General features: G+C 26.3%; 19 protein-coding genes. 6 read left to right on the forward strand and 13 right to left on the reverse strand.

The genetic code is table 11. The annotated features are described in order from the left end of the window. Positions 1-48: 48 nt before the first annotated feature. The 8 genes from CAMP18497_RS07055 to CAMP18497_RS07090 all read right to left on the reverse strand — a co-directional run bounded on the left by CAMP18497_RS07055 (position 49) and on the right by CAMP18497_RS07090 (position 8208). Entirely contained in the window at positions 49-210 is a 162-nt protein-coding gene (locus CAMP18497_RS07055) for a Rha family transcriptional regulator (protein WP_263659909.1), read from the reverse strand. Further along, positions 207-770: a hypothetical protein gene (locus tag CAMP18497_RS07060; protein WP_337213452.1), complete on the reverse strand. Its 564-nt coding sequence runs from the start codon at positions 768-770 to the stop codon at positions 207-209. Before CAMP18497_RS07060 ends, CAMP18497_RS07055 begins: the two co-directional genes overlap by 4 nt. A 230-nt stretch (positions 771-1000) precedes the next feature. Next, positions 1001-1462 (reverse strand): hypothetical protein, encoded by a 462-nt coding sequence (locus tag CAMP18497_RS07065; protein ID WP_012662264.1) that lies wholly within the window; start codon positions 1460-1462, stop codon positions 1001-1003. After that, a complete protein-coding gene (locus CAMP18497_RS07070) occupies positions 1452-2462 on the reverse strand; it encodes a type IV secretion system protein (protein ID WP_337213455.1) in 1011 nt (336 codons plus the stop codon). The genes CAMP18497_RS07065 and CAMP18497_RS07070 overlap by 11 nt, the downstream gene beginning before the upstream one ends. 787 nt (positions 2463-3249) lie before the next feature. Then, positions 3250-3834, reverse strand: a complete 585-nt coding sequence (locus tag CAMP18497_RS07075) for a Rha family transcriptional regulator (RefSeq protein ID WP_263662995.1) — start codon at positions 3832-3834, stop codon at positions 3250-3252. 13 nt (positions 3835-3847) lie between these two features. Then, on the reverse strand, positions 3848-5170 hold the full coding sequence (locus CAMP18497_RS07080) for a type IV secretion system protein (RefSeq protein WP_337213457.1): 1323 nt from the start codon (positions 5168-5170) through the stop codon (positions 3848-3850). Further along, complete coding sequence (locus CAMP18497_RS07085; protein ID WP_337213459.1) at positions 5167-7941, reverse strand: VirB4 family type IV secretion/conjugal transfer ATPase; 2775 nt, start codon at positions 7939-7941, stop codon at positions 5167-5169. The genes CAMP18497_RS07080 and CAMP18497_RS07085 overlap by 4 nt, the downstream gene beginning before the upstream one ends. 6 nt (positions 7942-7947) lie before the next feature. After that, positions 7948-8208: a TrbC/VirB2 family protein gene (locus CAMP18497_RS07090; RefSeq protein ID WP_337213461.1), complete on the reverse strand. Its 261-nt coding sequence runs from the start codon at positions 8206-8208 to the stop codon at positions 7948-7950. A 262-nt stretch (positions 8209-8470) separates the two neighbouring features. Between CAMP18497_RS07090 and CAMP18497_RS07095 the strand changes: the two genes are divergently transcribed. Next, entirely contained in the window at positions 8471-8665 is a 195-nt protein-coding gene (locus tag CAMP18497_RS07095; protein ID WP_041570416.1) for a hypothetical protein, read from the forward strand. Between the two features lie 568 nt (positions 8666-9233). On the opposite strand, the gene CAMP18497_RS07100 is transcribed toward CAMP18497_RS07095, so the two are convergent. Then, complete coding sequence (locus CAMP18497_RS07100) at positions 9234-10133, reverse strand: Abi family protein (protein WP_257911304.1); 900 nt, start codon at positions 10131-10133, stop codon at positions 9234-9236. 270 nt (positions 10134-10403) lie between these two features. Then, positions 10404-10790, reverse strand: a complete 387-nt coding sequence (locus CAMP18497_RS07105) for an HTH domain-containing protein (protein ID WP_257911303.1) — start codon at positions 10788-10790, stop codon at positions 10404-10406. Between the two features lie 287 nt (positions 10791-11077). Here CAMP18497_RS07105 and CAMP18497_RS07110 point away from each other — a divergent pair, with 287 nt between their 5' ends. The 3 genes from CAMP18497_RS07110 (at position 11078) to CAMP18497_RS07120 (ending at position 12699) form a co-directional block, all read left to right on the forward strand. After that, positions 11078-11746, forward strand: a complete 669-nt coding sequence (locus tag CAMP18497_RS07110; RefSeq protein ID WP_044599638.1) for a plasmid partitioning protein — start codon at positions 11078-11080, stop codon at positions 11744-11746. A gap of 4 nt (positions 11747-11750) precedes the next feature. Next, complete coding sequence (locus CAMP18497_RS07115; protein WP_240390130.1) at positions 11751-11975, forward strand: hypothetical protein; 225 nt, start codon at positions 11751-11753, stop codon at positions 11973-11975. A 121-nt stretch (positions 11976-12096) separates the two neighbouring features. Then, on the forward strand, positions 12097-12699 hold the full coding sequence (locus CAMP18497_RS07120) for a site-specific recombinase/resolvase (protein WP_012662252.1): 603 nt from the start codon (positions 12097-12099) through the stop codon (positions 12697-12699). A 360-nt stretch (positions 12700-13059) separates the two neighbouring features. Here the strand turns inward: CAMP18497_RS07120 and CAMP18497_RS07125 are convergent, their stop codons facing one another. From CAMP18497_RS07125 to CAMP18497_RS07135, 3 genes are read right to left on the reverse strand one after another with little or no spacing between them, the layout of a single operon-like run. Continuing rightward, positions 13060-13770, reverse strand: a complete 711-nt coding sequence (locus tag CAMP18497_RS07125) for an N-acetyltransferase (protein ID WP_263703094.1) — start codon at positions 13768-13770, stop codon at positions 13060-13062. A 26-nt stretch (positions 13771-13796) separates the two neighbouring features. Further along, positions 13797-15116: a MobP1 family relaxase gene (gene mobP1, locus CAMP18497_RS07130; protein WP_337213466.1), complete on the reverse strand. Its 1320-nt coding sequence runs from the start codon at positions 15114-15116 to the stop codon at positions 13797-13799. Continuing rightward, the gene (locus tag CAMP18497_RS07135) at positions 15116-15646 is read right to left on the reverse strand and encodes a hypothetical protein (protein WP_257911298.1); all 531 of its coding nucleotides are present in this window, start codon (positions 15644-15646) and stop codon (positions 15116-15118) included. The genes mobP1 and CAMP18497_RS07135 overlap by 1 nt, the downstream gene beginning before the upstream one ends. Positions 15647-15846: 200 nt before the next feature. On the opposite strand from CAMP18497_RS07135, the gene CAMP18497_RS07140 reads away from it, so the two are divergent. Further along, positions 15847-16119: a hypothetical protein gene (locus CAMP18497_RS07140; protein ID WP_257911297.1), complete on the forward strand. Its 273-nt coding sequence runs from the start codon at positions 15847-15849 to the stop codon at positions 16117-16119. A gap of 70 nt (positions 16120-16189) precedes the next feature. Beyond that, entirely contained in the window at positions 16190-16900 is a 711-nt protein-coding gene (locus tag CAMP18497_RS07145) for a hypothetical protein (RefSeq protein ID WP_012662288.1), read from the forward strand. Positions 16901-16932: the final 32 nt, after the last annotated feature.

Consider the following 16932-nt stretch of genomic DNA (forward strand, 5'->3'; position numbering starts at 1 on the left):
TTATACTAACTTTCTTTATCTCCTTTCTTTAAAATTTGTTTTTTTAAATTAATTTGGTTTTAAATTACCTGTAAAACCCATAGCTAAACCTCTAAAACCATCTATTTTACGGACTTGGAATGTAAGCTCAAAATTGAGCTTACATTGGAAATACCCTATTTCTCGCAATTCATTTAAAATATCTCTAATAGATTTTAAAACACTACTCATTTTTCAAGCTCCTTATTTTTACTTGCTATATGATTGAAATTTTTTAGTTTTTCTTGAAAATATGCTTTGCTTTTGTTTTCTTGTGATATAATGTTTTTGGTAGTTGCTGAATGTGCATTAGCACCAGATAATTTTTGATTATTACCGCCCAGCTCGGCAGGTCTCGAGGTGTGAAGGGAGTGGACGGCTTCACCAGTAACTACTTGTTCTTTTTTGGCTAATCTTTTAAAATTTCTATTTGATGATATATTAGCGTGGAAAATTGTATTAGTTCCATCATCATTTCTAATACCAATATCACCAATTTTTTGCTTTGTATCTTGTAAATGTTTGACTGCTATAAAGTCTTTTTCATTTTTAGGTCTAGGATTTTTAATAATTAGTTCAGGCTCTTTAACGACTTCTTTAATTGTCTTTGCAACTTCTTGCATATCCTTAAACATTTCAGGATGATTTGCATATAGTTTTTTTAAATCAGCAATCGCTTCTTTATCGCCTAAAAGTTCTGCTAGTTTTTCGCAAAGTTCAAATATTTCTAAATCTTTAGCATTGTTAATCACTATGGTGTTTAAAAGAAGTTAGTATAATTAAAAAGGGTGGAATGCCAAAGGGTGCCACCTTTGACATTCAATTTACCGCCCAGAAGGGAGGTGAGTTAAATGTTCAACATTATCCTTGTAATTATATTAGTTATGCTTTGCTTTGTCAAGGCATACTAATTTCCCTGCAATTATAGCAGGGTTTAGGATAATCCCTTTGGCTTTATACTAACTTTCCTTATCTCCTTTCTTTAAAATTTGTTTTCTAAAACTTCAGTTTCAATTATTTGCACATCTTTTTCTTTGAAAAAAAGATTTTGTTTTAAAACTTTTACAAAAACATCTCCTTGCTCCGTATGGTAAGTAATAGAATAATCAAACTCGCCAGCTTCAACCATCTTATCTTCATGATAAGAATTAGAATCATTTACAGCCTTTTTTAAAATCACATAAGACATACTCGGATAATTTAAAATAATTCTCTTTTTCTTTTTAATGTTTTCAAAGCTTTTAATGGAAGTTTCTTTTTCTTCTTTCTTTTCAAACACAGGAACAATTTCCATTTTTAAAAACTTTTCTTGATCTTTAATATCATTTACAGCAACCCAACCACTTTTATCATCAAACAAATAGTTATAATTAGTATTGTTTTTAATAGAACAAGCACTAAAAAAGATTGCACAAAATGCAAATAAAATTACCTTATGCTTCATTTCTCATCCTTTGTAATATGCTCTTTCCTAAAGACATAGCATTAGCACCTGCAACAGAAGCACCTGATTTCATAGCAGAATAAGCACCTTCTGCCATTTTAGAGCCTCCTTTTTGAGCATGCCCAAATAAATTTCCAAGAGTTTTTCCAGCAACAGAACTTATAGGATTACTTACCCTTGAAAACACACTTTGCATAGCAGAATCTAAAGCAACGCTTCCTACTTTTTCAGCAAAAACCTTTGCTACAAAAACCATAGCAACTAATAAAACAGAGGAAAAAATCATTGATATTCCTATGAAAAACGAATCTGTATCAGCATTTGCGTATTGGCTTTGATATGTATTTACAAATTTATATATTTGTTTAGCAAAAACTTTAAAAAATAAGCTCATAAAAAGAACTAATAAGGTATTAGAAATAAGCAATGCAAGCCATTGAGTAAAAACATTTTTAGTGCTTTTATATAAAAGACAATAAAACATTAAAGGTGCGCCAATCACTAATATAGTTTGAGTAAAAGCAGTAGCATTAATCACTACTAAAGCAGGTAGCACAGCTATGCCAAAACCTGTATAAATCATAACTATACTAAATGCAGCAACTATAATGCTAAATCCACTAGCCTTAGCCCATATACTATCAGCTAAATTTCTAACTTCATTAAAAATAAAATCAATTTGCTTATACATACTAAGGCTTCCACCCGCCCACTCATGAAAGCCATCCATAGCATTAATGACTAAAGTAAGCCATCCGCCGATATTTAAAGAAAAAGTGATGATCATAGCCTTAGCAGCTAAATCCCACATTACTTCTTTAGTAGGACTTTGAGAACGACCAAATAAGATTTCATAACCCTTATACATAATAGTAATAACAAGGGTAATAGAAAAAAGCACGGCAAGTTGAGTCATTTTTTCACTCAATGCTGCATTTCTTACTACTTCTAAAATCACATGAGTAGCATTACCAAGCTCTGTAAAGAAATTACTTTGCATGGTAAGCCTTAAAAGAAAATATGAGATTATAAAAATTTATAAGATTAAAAATTTGGATATAATTACATGGGGTTAGCCATAGGGCGGCAACCCTATGGCTCAATAAAACCTCAGAAAAGAGGTGATTTGTTTGAACCAAAAATATTTTATACTTATTATTATACTTCTTTGTATAGTAATAGTCAAGGCTTATTAAGCTCTTGCCCTGCTTTTGCAGGGATAAAATATTTTTTATTTTTCTACTTAAAAAATTAAAATAAAATACGAAACTACAAAGATTTATAAGATTAAAAATTTGGATATAATTTTTTGGGGTGTTTGCCACAAGGACTGCACCCTTGTGGCGAAAATCTAAGCCCCTAAAGGAGCTAAGATGAATGCCATAAAATTCATCATAGTTGTAATTATACTCCTTTGTATAATTATAGTCAAGGCTTTTTAGTCTTGCCCCACTTGTTGGGGTATGGTGGATTTTCCTTGTGGCTTTAAATCTAAAAATAGCTACTAATATAACTTTAACATTGTTAATCACTATGGTGTTTTAAGAAGTTTAAGAAGACTAAGATATAATACCCCGAAGGGTTAGCCGTAGGCTGCAACCCTATGGCTTAATCTAACCCTTAGAATGGGGGTGAATTTATGTCATACAAAATTATAACTATAATTATACTTGTTTGTGTAATTATAGTCAAGGCTTATTAGCTTTGCCCCTTTTAAAGGGGTATAATTTTACCCTACGGCCTTTCTTAAACTTTCTTTATCTCCTTTCTTTAAAATTTATTTTTATTTAAATTAATTTGGTTTTAAAATTAAGTTTTTGTAAAACTTGTGTTTTTCCATTTTTAAATTTTTCTACTATTTCATACTCTATTAGTTCTATAAATTTAGAATTTTGTTTTTGTTCTATTTCCTTTATAGCGTTTGCTATCTTTTCCTTATAAGGTGTATCAGGAAGATCATAATGTTTTAGTTGTTTTATTTTTTCTATTTCTTTGTTTTTAATGATTTGTTCCATTTGATTAAAAGCATTGATAAAAGCAATTTTAAATTGTAAAGCTTTTTTACCTGTAAAACCCATAGCTAAAAGCGTGAATGCATCACGAGTTAGATTATACATAGGCATTTTTCTATTAACAAGCTTACCATTCTTTGGGTTCGTTGTTTTCGATATTTGCACGACCTCCGCAAAATTGCGGAGTTCGTTAGAAACCCCTATTTCTCGCAATTCATTTAAAATATTTCTAATAGATTTTAAAACATCATCATGTCTTTTCCCAAACACTTTAGCTATATCTAAACTTGTGCAAAAAATTTGCTCATCTTTGTTTTCAAAGATGACATCTATATTGTTAATATTAATAACACTACTCATTTTTCACTCCTATTTAGTCAAATAAGCCACTAGCTTTTGCTTTTTCTTCAGCTTGCTTCATAAGCTCGCCATAATCCAAAGGCTCTTTCCCCATTGATTCTGCAAACAGCTGTGCTGCTTGATCTTGTCTTATTCTTCTTTGATTTTCATAATGCATATTAGAAATTTCAAGATTAGTTTTAATGATTTCTAGTTTGGTTTTTTCTACATTAATCGCATTGTTAATGTCATTAGTTTCTTTAATATCTTTTGATTCTATAAGTCTTTGGTGTAGTTTCTCTAAAGACTTTGCTACGGTATTAACTTGGATAGAAGCTTGATTATAATGCTCCACTTGAGCTGCATAAGTAATCATATCCATTCTACATATTCTTTTTCGCTCTTCACTCAAATAACTAGCATTGCAACGATCAAAAAGAGTGAATTTTCTAAATGTATCTTTGCTCTTATCACTTAAAAAGCCTTGTGGATCTTGCAATACATCATCATAAAAAGATTGTATGTTTTGTCCAGCTTGCGCAAAATCTAAATAAATTTGTTTTGTGTCTCTCATAAAAGACACTGAATCTCTTGCACCTGTTTTAGACATAAGTTCATTTTGATAAGCTTGAATTTGTTGTTGATAGTGTTTAACCGTATCTTCCCATCTTGTAGCTTGTTTAGTCCACTCTGCAATTTCTTTTGCATTTTGAGTTGCAATTTGTGAATTTACAGTCGCATCAACTACAGGAATACCAGCATTAAAAGCTAAGTTAGGCAAAATCAATAGGGAAGTAAGAATAAGAATAGATTTTTTAAATTTTTGGATATAATTTTTTGGGGTGTTTGCCACAAGGTTCGCACCCTTGTGGCTTAATTTGCACTCTGAAAGGAGGCGATTAAATTGAGTCATATAAATCTCATAGTTATTATTATACTTCTTTGTATGATAATAGTCAAGACTTATTAGCCTTGCCCCATTTTTATGGGGATGAGATTTCCTTGTGGCTTTAAATCTAAAAATAGCTACTAATATAACTTTAACATTAATACCAGCATTAAAAGCTAAATTTGCAATACATAATGATGAAATTATGGAAAATAAAAATTTATTTTGTTTTTGGATATAATTATTTTTGGGGTTTGCCACAGGGCGGCAACCCTGTGGCTTAATCTTAACTCCAGAAAGGAGATATTTTAAGATGAAGTTCACACGCTTTATCTTAGTAGCAATTATACTACTAAGTTTAATAGTAGTCAAGGCTTTTTGAGTCTTACCCTGTCTTTTGACAGGGCTATTTAAGATAAAGCGCCCCTGTGGCTTTTTGTTTTGATTTTTACTTAAACTTAATCTCATTGTTCTTCCTTATAAAATGTTTTAAGTTCATTGATTTTTTCTTCCAAAGTTTTGTTTTCTTGATTAAAGATATTTTCTATTTTTTCTATATAGCTTGTGCCTGTAGATAAAATTTTTAGGTTTTCTTTGCCTAAAGATGAAAGATCCAAAGAACAAACAACTGCTTCATCTTGTCTTTTAACAAGGAATTGTCGTTTATGTGGGGCAAAGTTTTTAACTATTAAAAATTCATCTTTACTAAGACCTAGTCTTAAATACTCATCTTCTTTTGCTAAAGGGTTTGGTAAAAATATTTTTGTAGCAGATTGCTCAACTAAAGTATTTGCTATCTTTAGTTTTAAAAAGTCCTCTATACTTTGTGTAGCAAGTCTTAAAAAGCCATTTTGTTTTCTTATGGTTTTAAACTTGTTTTTTACTTCTTCTGCCACAATATCATTTTCTAACCACTTCCAAGCTTCATCAATATCTATACAAAGTCTTCTTCCATCTGCTAAATTCATAACACGCCAAAGAATAAAATAAGAAATTAATGCTGAAACATCTTTTTCATCTAAAAATTCAGTTCCATCAATACCAAATAAATTAATATCATCAGGAAAATCTAGGTTGTCATATTCATTATCAAACACCCAGCCAAATTGTTTTCCTTTTTGGAATAAAGACAATCTACTTTTTAAAGAGTTATTGTCATTAAAATCATCTGTAATATTTTCAAGAAGTAAAGAAATAGGATATTTTCTTTCAGAAATTTCAAATTGAAACATTAGAGTATTTACAGCTTCATTGATTTGTTTTTCTTCTTTTGTATTAAGAATTTCGCCATTGCGTGTTACACATAGTTTTATTAGTTGTTTTAAAAATCTTAAATTTTCTTCATTAGTTTCAACCATAAAAGGATTAAACCCAGTAGGCTTACCATTTTTAATAGAAATATATCTACCGCCAGCACAAAGAATATTGCCTAAAGCACCTTTATCTTTATCTAAAAATACAGCTGTAAATTTCTTTTTATCTTCAGGTATGTTTGCAGGGAAACTATCTTTATTAGCATACTTTATCATTTGATTAATGATAAAATTCATAAACACGGTTTTACCACCACCACTTTGACCTAAAATCAAAGTATTAGCTAAATTCAAATCACCAAATTCATCTTTGTTTTTTCCATCGCTTTTGTGGAAATTTAAAAAATATGGTTGTTTGTTTGGTGTTTTTAAAATAGTTACAGCATCGCCCCAGCAATTTTTTTCTTTTTTACCCATTAAGAAATTATGTAATGCAACCAAAGATGAAAAATTTAAAGATGAAATCATATGAACTCTTGGGCGTATTGCAAAATTACTTGGAAATTGTGAAAAATAAGAAGCAGGTAGTGCAATATTTGCTAATGTTGAAGTAAAGCCTAAACTATTTAATGAGGTTATTACTTTATTAGTATTTTTCTTGCATTCATCAATGCTATCACCAAAAACACAAATACTAAAATGATAATTTCCAAAACTTATAACATTACTAATTAAATCATCTAATGCTAAATTTAATTGCTCTATCTGACTTACACCATCATCTTCACTTGAAATTAGTTGATTGATTTGTTTGTCTAATGCTGATTTTGAATCATATTTTGATAAAGGGACAAAAGTTTGAGTAATAGTATAATCTACATCAAGATACATTAAAGAATCTAAAATACCTGAAAAAGTTTCATTAGAATAATCTTTAATTTCAATAATTCTAGCAAATCTTTTTGTATCATCATTGTAGTTTAGCTGAATCATATCGTGGTTAAATTGAATATTTTTTAAAGTTCCTGTTAGATATTGATATATCGGAGTATCACAAACTACAACAGGATTAAATTTTCCACCTATTAAATAATTATAAAATTCTAATTGCTCGGAATATTTAATATTATTCTTTTTATATACACTTAATATTTTTGGTTTAAAATCTTTAATATTAGCTTCAAGTTTTCCTAAGTATTCTTGGAATTTAAGAACAAAATTTGAAATTTCTTTTGCTTTTGATTTGTAATTTAATTTCTTGAAAGTATTTAGATCGATATTAGATTTTAAAGGCTTATAGACCAAAGTCAAATAAAGCGAATTTTGCTGAAAACTTTTTTTATCAAAACTCTTATGGTATTTCTCATCAATTTCCTTTAAAAAAGAATTTTCAAAATGAGAATCTAAAAATTCATGTAATTTAAATCTTACATTATGAAAATAAAAAGCAACAGGCTCATTAGAAAATGACATTATCATCATATTTAAAAGATTTTTTTTAAAAATTAAATTCTCATCTGATTCACACTCAAATTCTATACCTTCAATAAAAAATGTGCTAATTAGCATATGTTCTTTTGTAATAACAATGCTATCTGTAAGTAAAGAGCTATAAGGAATTAATTTCTCTAAACTTGGTTCAGCATGAAGTGGAAATATAGATAATTTTGGAAAATCATTATTAGTTGGCAATCGTTTATAGCTTACGCTATTAAAAGTTTTAGCTTTATGATACTTTCTACTCAAAAAATTACTAATAAATTTAGTTTTTAAAAAAAACAATCTAAACATTTGCTCATCTTTCTTAGTCATTGCTTTCATAATAAAATAAGAAATAACTCCAAAAATTAAAAGGAAAAATTGTTGCGTATAAACAGCTATTAAGATAAATCCTAAAATGTTTATTAAGAAAGGCACTAAAGGCACTCCAAAAAGGAGTGCAGGGCGTGTTAATCCTTTAAAGAGCGGATCAAAATAGTTATTCATAAACTTTTAACCCACCAAAAGAGCAGCCAAAGAAGAAGCAGAACCTATAACAACACCACCAATTACCACTGGCAAAACTTCAGTCCATTGCTGTTTTAATATTGCCATTCTATAACCTGCAATACCAAAAGCTATTGTAATAGCAATAATAGAAACACCAAACAAAGCTGACTCTATATCTTGTGCCAAAGCATTGACTTTATCAATACCGCCTGCAGCAAAAGATAAATTTACAGCTAATGCTATTAATAGTATTTTTTTAAACATTTAAAGGAGTCCTTTCATTAAAAAATAACGAACGATAAATTTAGCTCTTATATTAAATATAAAGGTATTATTTAATTTTAATTTTTTATTAAAATTAAATGTGTAATAAACATTTTTTTGATTTTGGATTAAAAAGGAATAAATTTGGCAACTAAAAAATCAGATTTGTATAAAAAAATTATAAAAGTAAGAAGTAAAATTAAACAAAACTTAAAACCTAAATCACGATTATATTTGAATCTAAAATTTCAGAGAAGAATATATGAGTAAAAAATATCCTTATTTTCTTTCAAACAAAATTTATTTTCATCCTATGATCTTATGGACTAACATTAAATGTAAAAATTGCAATGAGAATAAATATATTGAATATACAGAAGATGAAGCATATAAAAAAGTTATCTGTCCAAAATGCAAAATGATGATTGAAGTAGAGAAAGGAAAAAGCAACAAATGAAAGAATTAGATTATTATAACTTTTTAGAAGAAGCAGATTGTCTGATGAAAAAATATAAAGAAGAATAAAAAGAACTTGCAGAAGAAGTATTTTTAAATTTCTTAAAAGAAATGATAAAGAAATACAATATTACAAAAAGAAAATGCGATTGTTTTAAACTTAAAAATAACTTTCTCTTTTTTAGTCTTGAAATAAAAGAACAAGGTCAAAAACATTTTGAATAAAATTCTAAAAAATACGAGAAAGTTGATTTTTTATGGAAATCATAAAATTTGAGAAAAGATTATATAACTTAAATTGAATTAAAAATAAATTATATTTATTTTATATCTAATAAATATCTTTTTAATATTTTTAATTATGTGTCTTATATATAAATATATTTTTATAAACTATGAGAGATAAAAATATCAGTATAAAAACAACATTTTCTGTAAAGGATATTTAGATAGTGAGTTTAAGATAGTTTCCGACTTTTTTCTATATTCAACATTATTGTATTTCTTCGATAAAATATCTAAAATAACATAACATCACACTCGTTTATATTCCTTGTTGCATTAGCAGATCACTTCCAAATATTTAATTCTTGCCAGTTTTGTGGTATACCCATAGCAGCTTTATCAATACTTGGATATTTATTTAATAAATTTATAAATTCTTCTTTAATGTTATATTCCTTTAAGATTATAGTCAATACACTTACTGCAAAAAATATTTTATCACGATCTACATTTTCATCTAGAAAATTATCATTTTTTCTATATTTAAATTTTTTAACAAATTGTCTATTCCAAAGTCTTGAGTGATGTGCACATAAATTTCTAACATAAGATAAAGTTTCTATCCAGTTTTCAAAAACATCAATTTGTATATTTTCTAATTCAAAAAATTTCATAAGATCTAGTTGTTCTGTTTTTTGCATAAGTTTTACAAATTTAGATAATGTTCCAAAGGATAAAATTTCAACTAGAGCCCACAATGGTAAATCATCTGTATTGTATTTTGTTTTTATATGTTGAATAAAATCCTCACTAGCTCTTTTCTTCTCTTTATCTATTTGCTCAATCAAATCACCGTAAAGACAACGGTCCTTAATCCTCATTTCTCTTTTTAAAGATTTTATATCTTGTATATAACCAAAAGGTTTATATTGTTTAGAATGAATATGAGAAATTTGTGCCCTTAAAATAATTTCTAACTCAGATAGATAATTAAATACAAATTTTCTTAAATCTGTATCAAAATTGTATAGTAAAACTATATCTTCAAAAGTAGTTCCATCTTGAAACATGTCTTTACATGGTGAATTCTTTGGATGTTGAAAAGGTATAAAATAAGAACTTAAACGATAATAATGATTTTTCTCTAAAAACTTTATAGCTTGTTTTTCATCTTTTACAATAAGGTTTCTATTTTTTAAAATATCAATAAGGCTGGGATAATCTTTAAAATCTTTATAATTCATGAGAGCACCTTCCAGTCAGCATCATGAAAATGCTCGGAAGGTATGTTAACGATATAATAAAATATTTTAGTTTTATTTTTGCTTAAATGAAACTGCACTTTGTAGCCTTTTAAACTAACACAAGTATTAATTATTTTGTTTCTTATTATTTTTTTGATTATATTAGATGCTAACACAACATGCTTCTTAGCTCTTATCAACTTGAAGTATATAAGAAAATAAGTCATTCTATTTTTTAAATAAAATATCACACTTAATCCTTTGTTAAAGTTAGCTTTTCTTATTCTTTTTTATCTTTTTAATATCGTTTGATATAGTTTTTTGACTTACCATAAGATAACTAGCTATTTCCGATTGTGTTTTTTTCCCCATTAATTGTTCTACCTGTTTTAATCTTTCATCTGGAGTTGTTTTAATATACTGAACTTTTTCTTGTCTTTGAAAATTTCCATTTTCCTCATATGTTACAACAGCTCCTTTAACCCCATCGTTTATTTTTATAACAGTTTTATTATTGCTTATGTTAATACTACAATTTGCATTTTCAGGAAAATTGTTTTTTATACTATTTATAACACTCTCAACAACATCTACAGCTTGGATTGTTTTGTTTTGAACTAATTTATTTTGATTAGTATTTTCTTTAAGTTTATTCATATTTATTCTCCTTATTTATTGTAATATTGTTACTTTAATTAGTAAGTATAGTTTTTACTAGTAAATTACTAATAGGGCAATTATACATAAAAATAAATTAAATAAATCTTAATTATTAATTATAAAAAAAATTTAACTTTTGGAATAAAAAAATAATAATTTTTTTATTGTTATTATATAGTATATTAAATAAATATATTTTACATTTTTTATATATATTTTTATACTATGTATTTAATATTCTTATGATATAATTATGATATATAATAAATATCATAAGGATAAGTATGATTATATCCATCTGTAATGAAAAAGGCGGAAGTGGCAAAAGCACATTAGCTGTAAATTTAGCAATTAAGGCAGCTGAGAGTAAAAAGGTTTTATTGTGTGATAGCGATCCACAAAAATCTGTTATGACTTTTGTCAATATTAGAATGGAAGAAGGTATTAATAGAACATTCTCTGTTGTATCTAAAGTTGGCGAATCTTTAAAAGATTTTATACAAAAAGAAAAAAATAAAAATGAGTATGATTTAATTATTATCGATACTGGTGGTAGAGACTCAAAAGAAATGAGAATAGCATTAGGTTTTTCAGATGTTGTAATCATTCCTACAATCCCAAGTCAATTTGATGTTAGTGTTTTAGATAAAATGTTTACAATTATTAAAATGGCAAAGGAATTAAATAGAGATCTACAAACATTTGTTTTAATCAATAAAAGCTCTCCAAATCCTTTTTTAAATAAAAAGATTGAAGATTTAAGAGCCTATATTAAAGAGCAAGAAGATGACAATATTAAACTTTTAGATAATATTATCTGTGAAAGAGAAAAATATAAAACTTGCATTCAAATGGGTTTAGGAATTAGTGAAACAGAAATTAATTCCAACAATAAAGCTTTAGAAGAATTTAATACTTTCTATAATGAATTAATAAATAAAATCAAAGGATAATAAAATGGCATTTAAAAAAAATACAAATGTGAATTTAGATAGTTTTATCGAAGGAGCTACAGGAGAAACTTCAGCACAAAAAACCCCTACACAATCTGGAAGAATCAAAAGAGATAAAAAGCTTCTTGTAGGTTTTACAAGTGAAGAATATGAAAGATTATCAAGTATGGCAGAACAAATGGGCATGGATAAAGGTGCTTTTATAAGATTTAAGGTGTTAAATAACTAAAAGATATTTTAAAAATATAATTTTGATATGTATATAATATATAAAAAATATTATATACATATTGTAATGATACATACTATTAAAAAATAATACTTCAAACAATTTTAGATATAATTACATAATGGTAATAGCATATGTAAGAATTAGTACAGCAAAACAAGACTCAGAAGTCCAAAAACTCCAAATATATGAATATTGTATAAAAAACAAAATTAATATTGATGAAGTTATGGAAGTTGAAATGAGTTCAAGAAAAAGTTTAGAAAAAAGGCGTATGAATGAATTAAAAGATAAACTCAATGAAGGTGATTTATTAATTTGCACAGAACTTTCAAGATTAGGAAGAAGTATGCTTGAAGTTATTACATTAATATTGGAACTTTCTGAAAAGGGTGTACAATTTGTTTTTTTACGACAACCTGAATTAAGTTCATTTAACAATCCTTCTCAAAAATTACTCCTTTCTTTCTACGCTTATGTTTCAGAAACAGAGAGAGACTTTATCTCACAAAGAACAAAAGCAGGACTTGCTAATGCACGCAAAAATGGAAAAAATATAGGTCGTCCTACAAATAGTTTTAATAGTATGTATGATAAAGATGAAGATCTAATAAAAGAGCTTATATCTAAAAAAATAACCTTACGCAATATTTGGAAATTTTTAGGCGAAAAAGGAACTTACAATAACTTTCATTATTTTTGCAAAAGAAGAAAATTGACATAATATATCATACTAATTTATAAATAATATTATATGGATATGTAAAAAATATCTATATAATATTTAAATTATATGTAATTAATATATATTTAATCAAATAATGTTATACTTCTAAAATTCAATTTTAATATTCTTTGTATAAAATGTTATTTCCCAAAAACAAAACATTTTCTTAAATAGCTATAAACAATTTTGATGCTGTTATTATGACACATTCGTAATTTAAATTGATACCTGCCCCTTAAAAGATTATAAAAGCTCTTTTGTGCCAAATCTGCAAAGATTTTAGAAGATTTAAATAAAAACAATAATATTCAGAAAGAATATGATATTAAAAATTAATTAGTAAAAGGCGATTATCTTTCACTTTAATAAATAAACAATCCAAATAGCCAGTGCTATTGAAACAAAAGACATAAGCTTAATTATTGCACGAAGGATATTATTCTTACCTTTTTCTTTATTGAAATCATCTTTGCAATATTGTAATAACTTATCATCACCTTCTTTTAGATATTGTAATTTTGCTAATTGATTACACATATCAAAAATACGAACTTCTTGAATATAATCAAAATCTTTTCTTATTTTTAAATCACTGATGCTATCTATACTAAAACTTGTATTATTTTCATTAAATATGAAACCTAAATTTTTATACAATTTATCCCTTCTTATGCGATTCTTGCAACTCTCTTCATTTTCATCATTTTCTTTACTCAATATATCATGAAAATTTGCCTCTGGAACATAACTTAAAGCGATTTCTAATATTTTATTTATTACAAATGTCCCTATACCTAGAGATTTATAATTATGATCAATCTCTACGCAAGAACTAAAACTCCAATGACTCATATATTTCAACTTCCAATAATTTCTTTTTTTATTATCATTTTTAAAAACACCTAATTCATTTTTCAAATATTGATAGTCTATAATTGCACATATTTCAACATAATAAAATTTTTGATTTTCTTCAAATGCTTTTATTTCAAAATCTAATTTAAAACAAACTTCTTTTTCATTTTTTTTGCAAATATAAAATTTGCTAGTATAAACTTCTTGTTTCATTATATTTTATTTCTTTCTCTTATAAATTATCCATCTCTTTCAATCTCATTATTCCTAGAATTTGTCCATCGCAAGCTACTATCGGTTCGTTCTCGCTTTCCTTGCTGTAGCTGATTGAGTGCATTGATGTGCATAGGCATTTGAGTTCCTTTTCGCTCATGAACCACAGACTGTTCGGACAATATTCGCATAGAGTCTCTTTCTTTGGCAGATTCTCTTGGGATATTTGATTTATTACTGGACTCTTGTAAAATTCTCTGTCTATATTGTTCTGTATAATCTCTCTCATTGTTTTCCTTTATAGTATATTTTGGATTATTTTTTTCATCTGATTGCAATGGTTTTAGCTCTTTTTCTCTGCCTAAAACAGAAGCGTCCCAAACAGATTTTTTTGCCATTTTGGTTACTTCAAAAGTCTTTCCATTTGCTTTAATTTTTTTCTTAATTTGATATGTTTCTTGTCCTATAATTTTAAACTTTGCATATTCCCCTTTTAAAATTTTATTTTCTTTGATAACTCTTTCAAGATCATTACTCCATATTACAGCTATACCTTTTTTTGTTCTATATTTCACATAAAAACTATCTTTAGCTTTCTCATCAAGACTAAATTTATATTTTGCTTTTCCATAATCTAAAACTTGATAATAATGCATTTTAGTTTGTTCTTTATTTTTTTCAAGTTTATAAGATACTTCTTCATTGTTTTTTGAACGAATAGTTGCTTTTGCTTCCACACCTAAATTGTTTAATGCTTTAGCAAAAGATAATCTCAAATTCATTAAATCTGATTTTTTTGGATTAATTCTTTTTCCATTTTTATCTGCAACTTTTAAACAAACATGACAATGTGGATTGTCAGTATCATCATGAAAAGCAACTGCAAAAAAATTATTTGGATACATTTTTTTTAATGTCATTAAAACAGCTTTTTTCATTTTTTCTGGGGGTGCATTTTTATAATCTTGCATAGAAAAAACCATATTAATAGTATGTCTTTTTTCTTTTTTTTCTTGTCCAAATCTAGGAATAGGAGCGCCCTCATTTTCATAAATTTTTTTTAAAATTTTTAACTCATCTTTTCCTTTTAATATATCAAAATCACTTGTAATTATTTCTACTGTTCCTTCTCTTGAAATATAATCTAAATGTTTGCAAACTGCTTGCAAATTTTTCGAGCCTGATGTAATTTTTACAACGACTTCAGTGTTTTTTCTAAAAACTTTATTTGTTTTATTTGATATATTTTTTTTAACAAAATTATATGTAGATTTAGATCCAACTTCTATTTTAGTATAAACTCTTTTTGCTATGATCTCATCATCAAAAATTTTAAATCTTGACATTAAATTCTTTCATTATTTTTAAGAATAATTTTTTCTAATTCTTTGGATAATTTTTCAATATTTATTGAAATATCCTCAAAAGATTTTTCTAAATTTTTTTCATTTATTCTCACACTTTTTCCGCTTCTTAAAATTTTTAAAAGCTGATATATATTCCTTCCGATTGTGTTTATTTCTGTTCTTGCTAATATAAATTCATCGATATAATTTTTATCAAAAAATTTATCTTTATAAATATGATTTAAAGTTAAAATTCTTATTTGTTTTGTTGCAGTTCCATTTCCATTTTTCTTTGCAAAATCTGAAAATATTTTATATTCATCTTCAGTAAGTTTAAATCTAATTTCTTTTTTTGGTTCATTATTTTGATAATTTATTTTATCTATGGTGTTTATATTTTCTTTTTCATTATCATAAATATTTTTTAAAATTGTATTTATTATTTTACTGAAAGAAACTTTCATTTCTTTTTTTAGTCTAACAAGATAAGAATAACTTTTTTCATCAAAGTAAATATTAGTTTTTTTCATAAAAATTACAACACCTTTTATTGAGCCTCGCAGAGAATATTTTGCTATTTACTAAAAAAATGGTGTCATTTTTTGGAGTAAATAGCTATCCTGCTATTACTACATTTTTTACTGTATTTTAGTCAATTTATCTTTACATAAAAATTAATATTTTCAGCATTTATGATATAATTAATATATAAAAATTCACAAGGAGTAAGATGAGAAAAGATAGCAAGGAAATAGAATTACTCAAACAAGAGTATAAAGAAAAAATCCAAAAAGCAAAACAAAAAGAAAAAGAGAGAAAAGAGAAGCTTTGTAAGAAGATAGGCTCTGAAATTATCTCTTTGTTAGATAAAGATGATTTTAGAAATTTATTTTTTGATTATATTCAAAAAAATAATTTAGAAAAGATAAAATCATTATGTAGTGAAGTTGATGATTTTTTTAATATCAACTATACCAACAATAAGGAGGATAAAAGCAACTAAAAAAATACAAACAATTTTTACAATAATCCAAAAAAACAAAACCAAAAAACAAAATTATTAAGGATGAAAAATGGAAAACATAGATATACAAGAAAATGAAAATAAAAACATAACATTTGAAAATATAAAAGTAAAAGTTATTGATAATTCATCATTATGTGAAGAATATCAAGAGTGTGTTTTTAATGGAACTTATGACAATACATCAAATCCTAAAGAGATCGAATCTCTTTTTAATACTTTAAAAACTTTTGATTCTTGTGAAAAGCTAAAACGAATGGAAAAATTATCTTTTTCAAAACAAGAAATTGCATTTGAAATTATCACGGATGATTTAAAAATACCACTAAAGGTAAGATTAGGTGATGGACATTTTGAGAAAGGTTTAGATGAGTTAATTAAACTAGGTAGTCAAAATATTGATGCTAGTATTAACAAAAGAATCAATCCAAAAATAAAAGAAAATTTTGACAAAATATTATCTCCGCTTAAAGCTGAAAATTTTCAAAATATTCTAAATGGAACTTTTGAAGCAATTAAAGAAGTTGGAGTTTTATCAAATGCGAATGAATTTTCTAATTTTGTTTCAGAATTTTTAAAAGCTTACAAGGAAACTCAACAAACATCTGAAAGTAATAAAACCATAGATAATTCAAAAGATAAGAAAAAAGATAAAAACTATTTTTTTAAAAAAGTTGATGAGTTTTTTCAAAAAAAGCTTAATTCTCGTGAAAGGGAACATGTTCGGACTAACGAAAAATCTTTTTCTAAATCACTATAAAATTTAAAAGGATTATCGATGTATTATAATAG

Source organism: Campylobacter sp. W0066.1 (assembly GCF_024723635.1).
Classification (GTDB): Bacteria; Campylobacterota; Campylobacteria; order Campylobacterales; family Campylobacteraceae; genus Campylobacter_D; species Campylobacter_D lari_C.

Excerpts from the sequence above, each read along its gene's own strand:
- CAMP18497_RS07055 (WP_263659909.1), bottom strand. The coding sequence starts at position 210 with ATGAGTAGTGTTTTAAAATCTATTAGAGATATTTTAAATGAATTGCGA.
- CAMP18497_RS07065 (WP_012662264.1), bottom strand. The coding sequence starts at position 1,462 with ATGAAGCATAAGGTAATTTTATTTGCATTTTGTGCAATCTTTTTTAGT.
- CAMP18497_RS07070 (WP_337213455.1), bottom strand. The coding sequence starts at position 2,462 with ATGCAAAGTAATTTCTTTACAGAGCTTGGTAATGCTACTCATGTGATT.
- CAMP18497_RS07075 (WP_263662995.1), bottom strand. The coding sequence starts at position 3,834 with ATGAGTAGTGTTATTAATATTAACAATATAGATGTCATCTTTGAAAAC.
- CAMP18497_RS07080 (WP_337213457.1), bottom strand. The coding sequence starts at position 5,170 with ATGAGATTAAGTTTAAGTAAAAATCAAAACAAAAAGCCACAGGGGCGC.
- CAMP18497_RS07085 (WP_337213459.1), bottom strand. The coding sequence starts at position 7,941 with ATGAATAACTATTTTGATCCGCTCTTTAAAGGATTAACACGCCCTGCA.
- CAMP18497_RS07090 (WP_337213461.1), bottom strand. The coding sequence starts at position 8,208 with ATGTTTAAAAAAATACTATTAATAGCATTAGCTGTAAATTTATCTTTT.
- CAMP18497_RS07095 (WP_041570416.1), top strand. The coding sequence starts at position 8,471 with ATGAGTAAAAAATATCCTTATTTTCTTTCAAACAAAATTTATTTTCAT.
- CAMP18497_RS07100 (WP_257911304.1), bottom strand. The coding sequence starts at position 10,133 with ATGAATTATAAAGATTTTAAAGATTATCCCAGCCTTATTGATATTTTA.
- CAMP18497_RS07105 (WP_257911303.1), bottom strand. The coding sequence starts at position 10,790 with ATGAATAAACTTAAAGAAAATACTAATCAAAATAAATTAGTTCAAAAC.
- CAMP18497_RS07110 (WP_044599638.1), top strand. The coding sequence starts at position 11,078 with ATGATTATATCCATCTGTAATGAAAAAGGCGGAAGTGGCAAAAGCACA.
- CAMP18497_RS07115 (WP_240390130.1), top strand. The coding sequence starts at position 11,751 with ATGGCATTTAAAAAAAATACAAATGTGAATTTAGATAGTTTTATCGAA.
- CAMP18497_RS07120 (WP_012662252.1), top strand. The coding sequence starts at position 12,097 with ATGGTAATAGCATATGTAAGAATTAGTACAGCAAAACAAGACTCAGAA.
- CAMP18497_RS07125 (WP_263703094.1), bottom strand. The coding sequence starts at position 13,770 with ATGAAACAAGAAGTTTATACTAGCAAATTTTATATTTGCAAAAAAAAT.
- mobP1 (WP_337213466.1), bottom strand. The coding sequence starts at position 15,116 with ATGTCAAGATTTAAAATTTTTGATGATGAGATCATAGCAAAAAGAGTT.
- CAMP18497_RS07135 (WP_257911298.1), bottom strand. The coding sequence starts at position 15,646 with ATGAAAAAAACTAATATTTACTTTGATGAAAAAAGTTATTCTTATCTT.
- CAMP18497_RS07140 (WP_257911297.1), top strand. The coding sequence starts at position 15,847 with ATGAGAAAAGATAGCAAGGAAATAGAATTACTCAAACAAGAGTATAAA.
- CAMP18497_RS07145 (WP_012662288.1), top strand. The coding sequence starts at position 16,190 with ATGGAAAACATAGATATACAAGAAAATGAAAATAAAAACATAACATTT.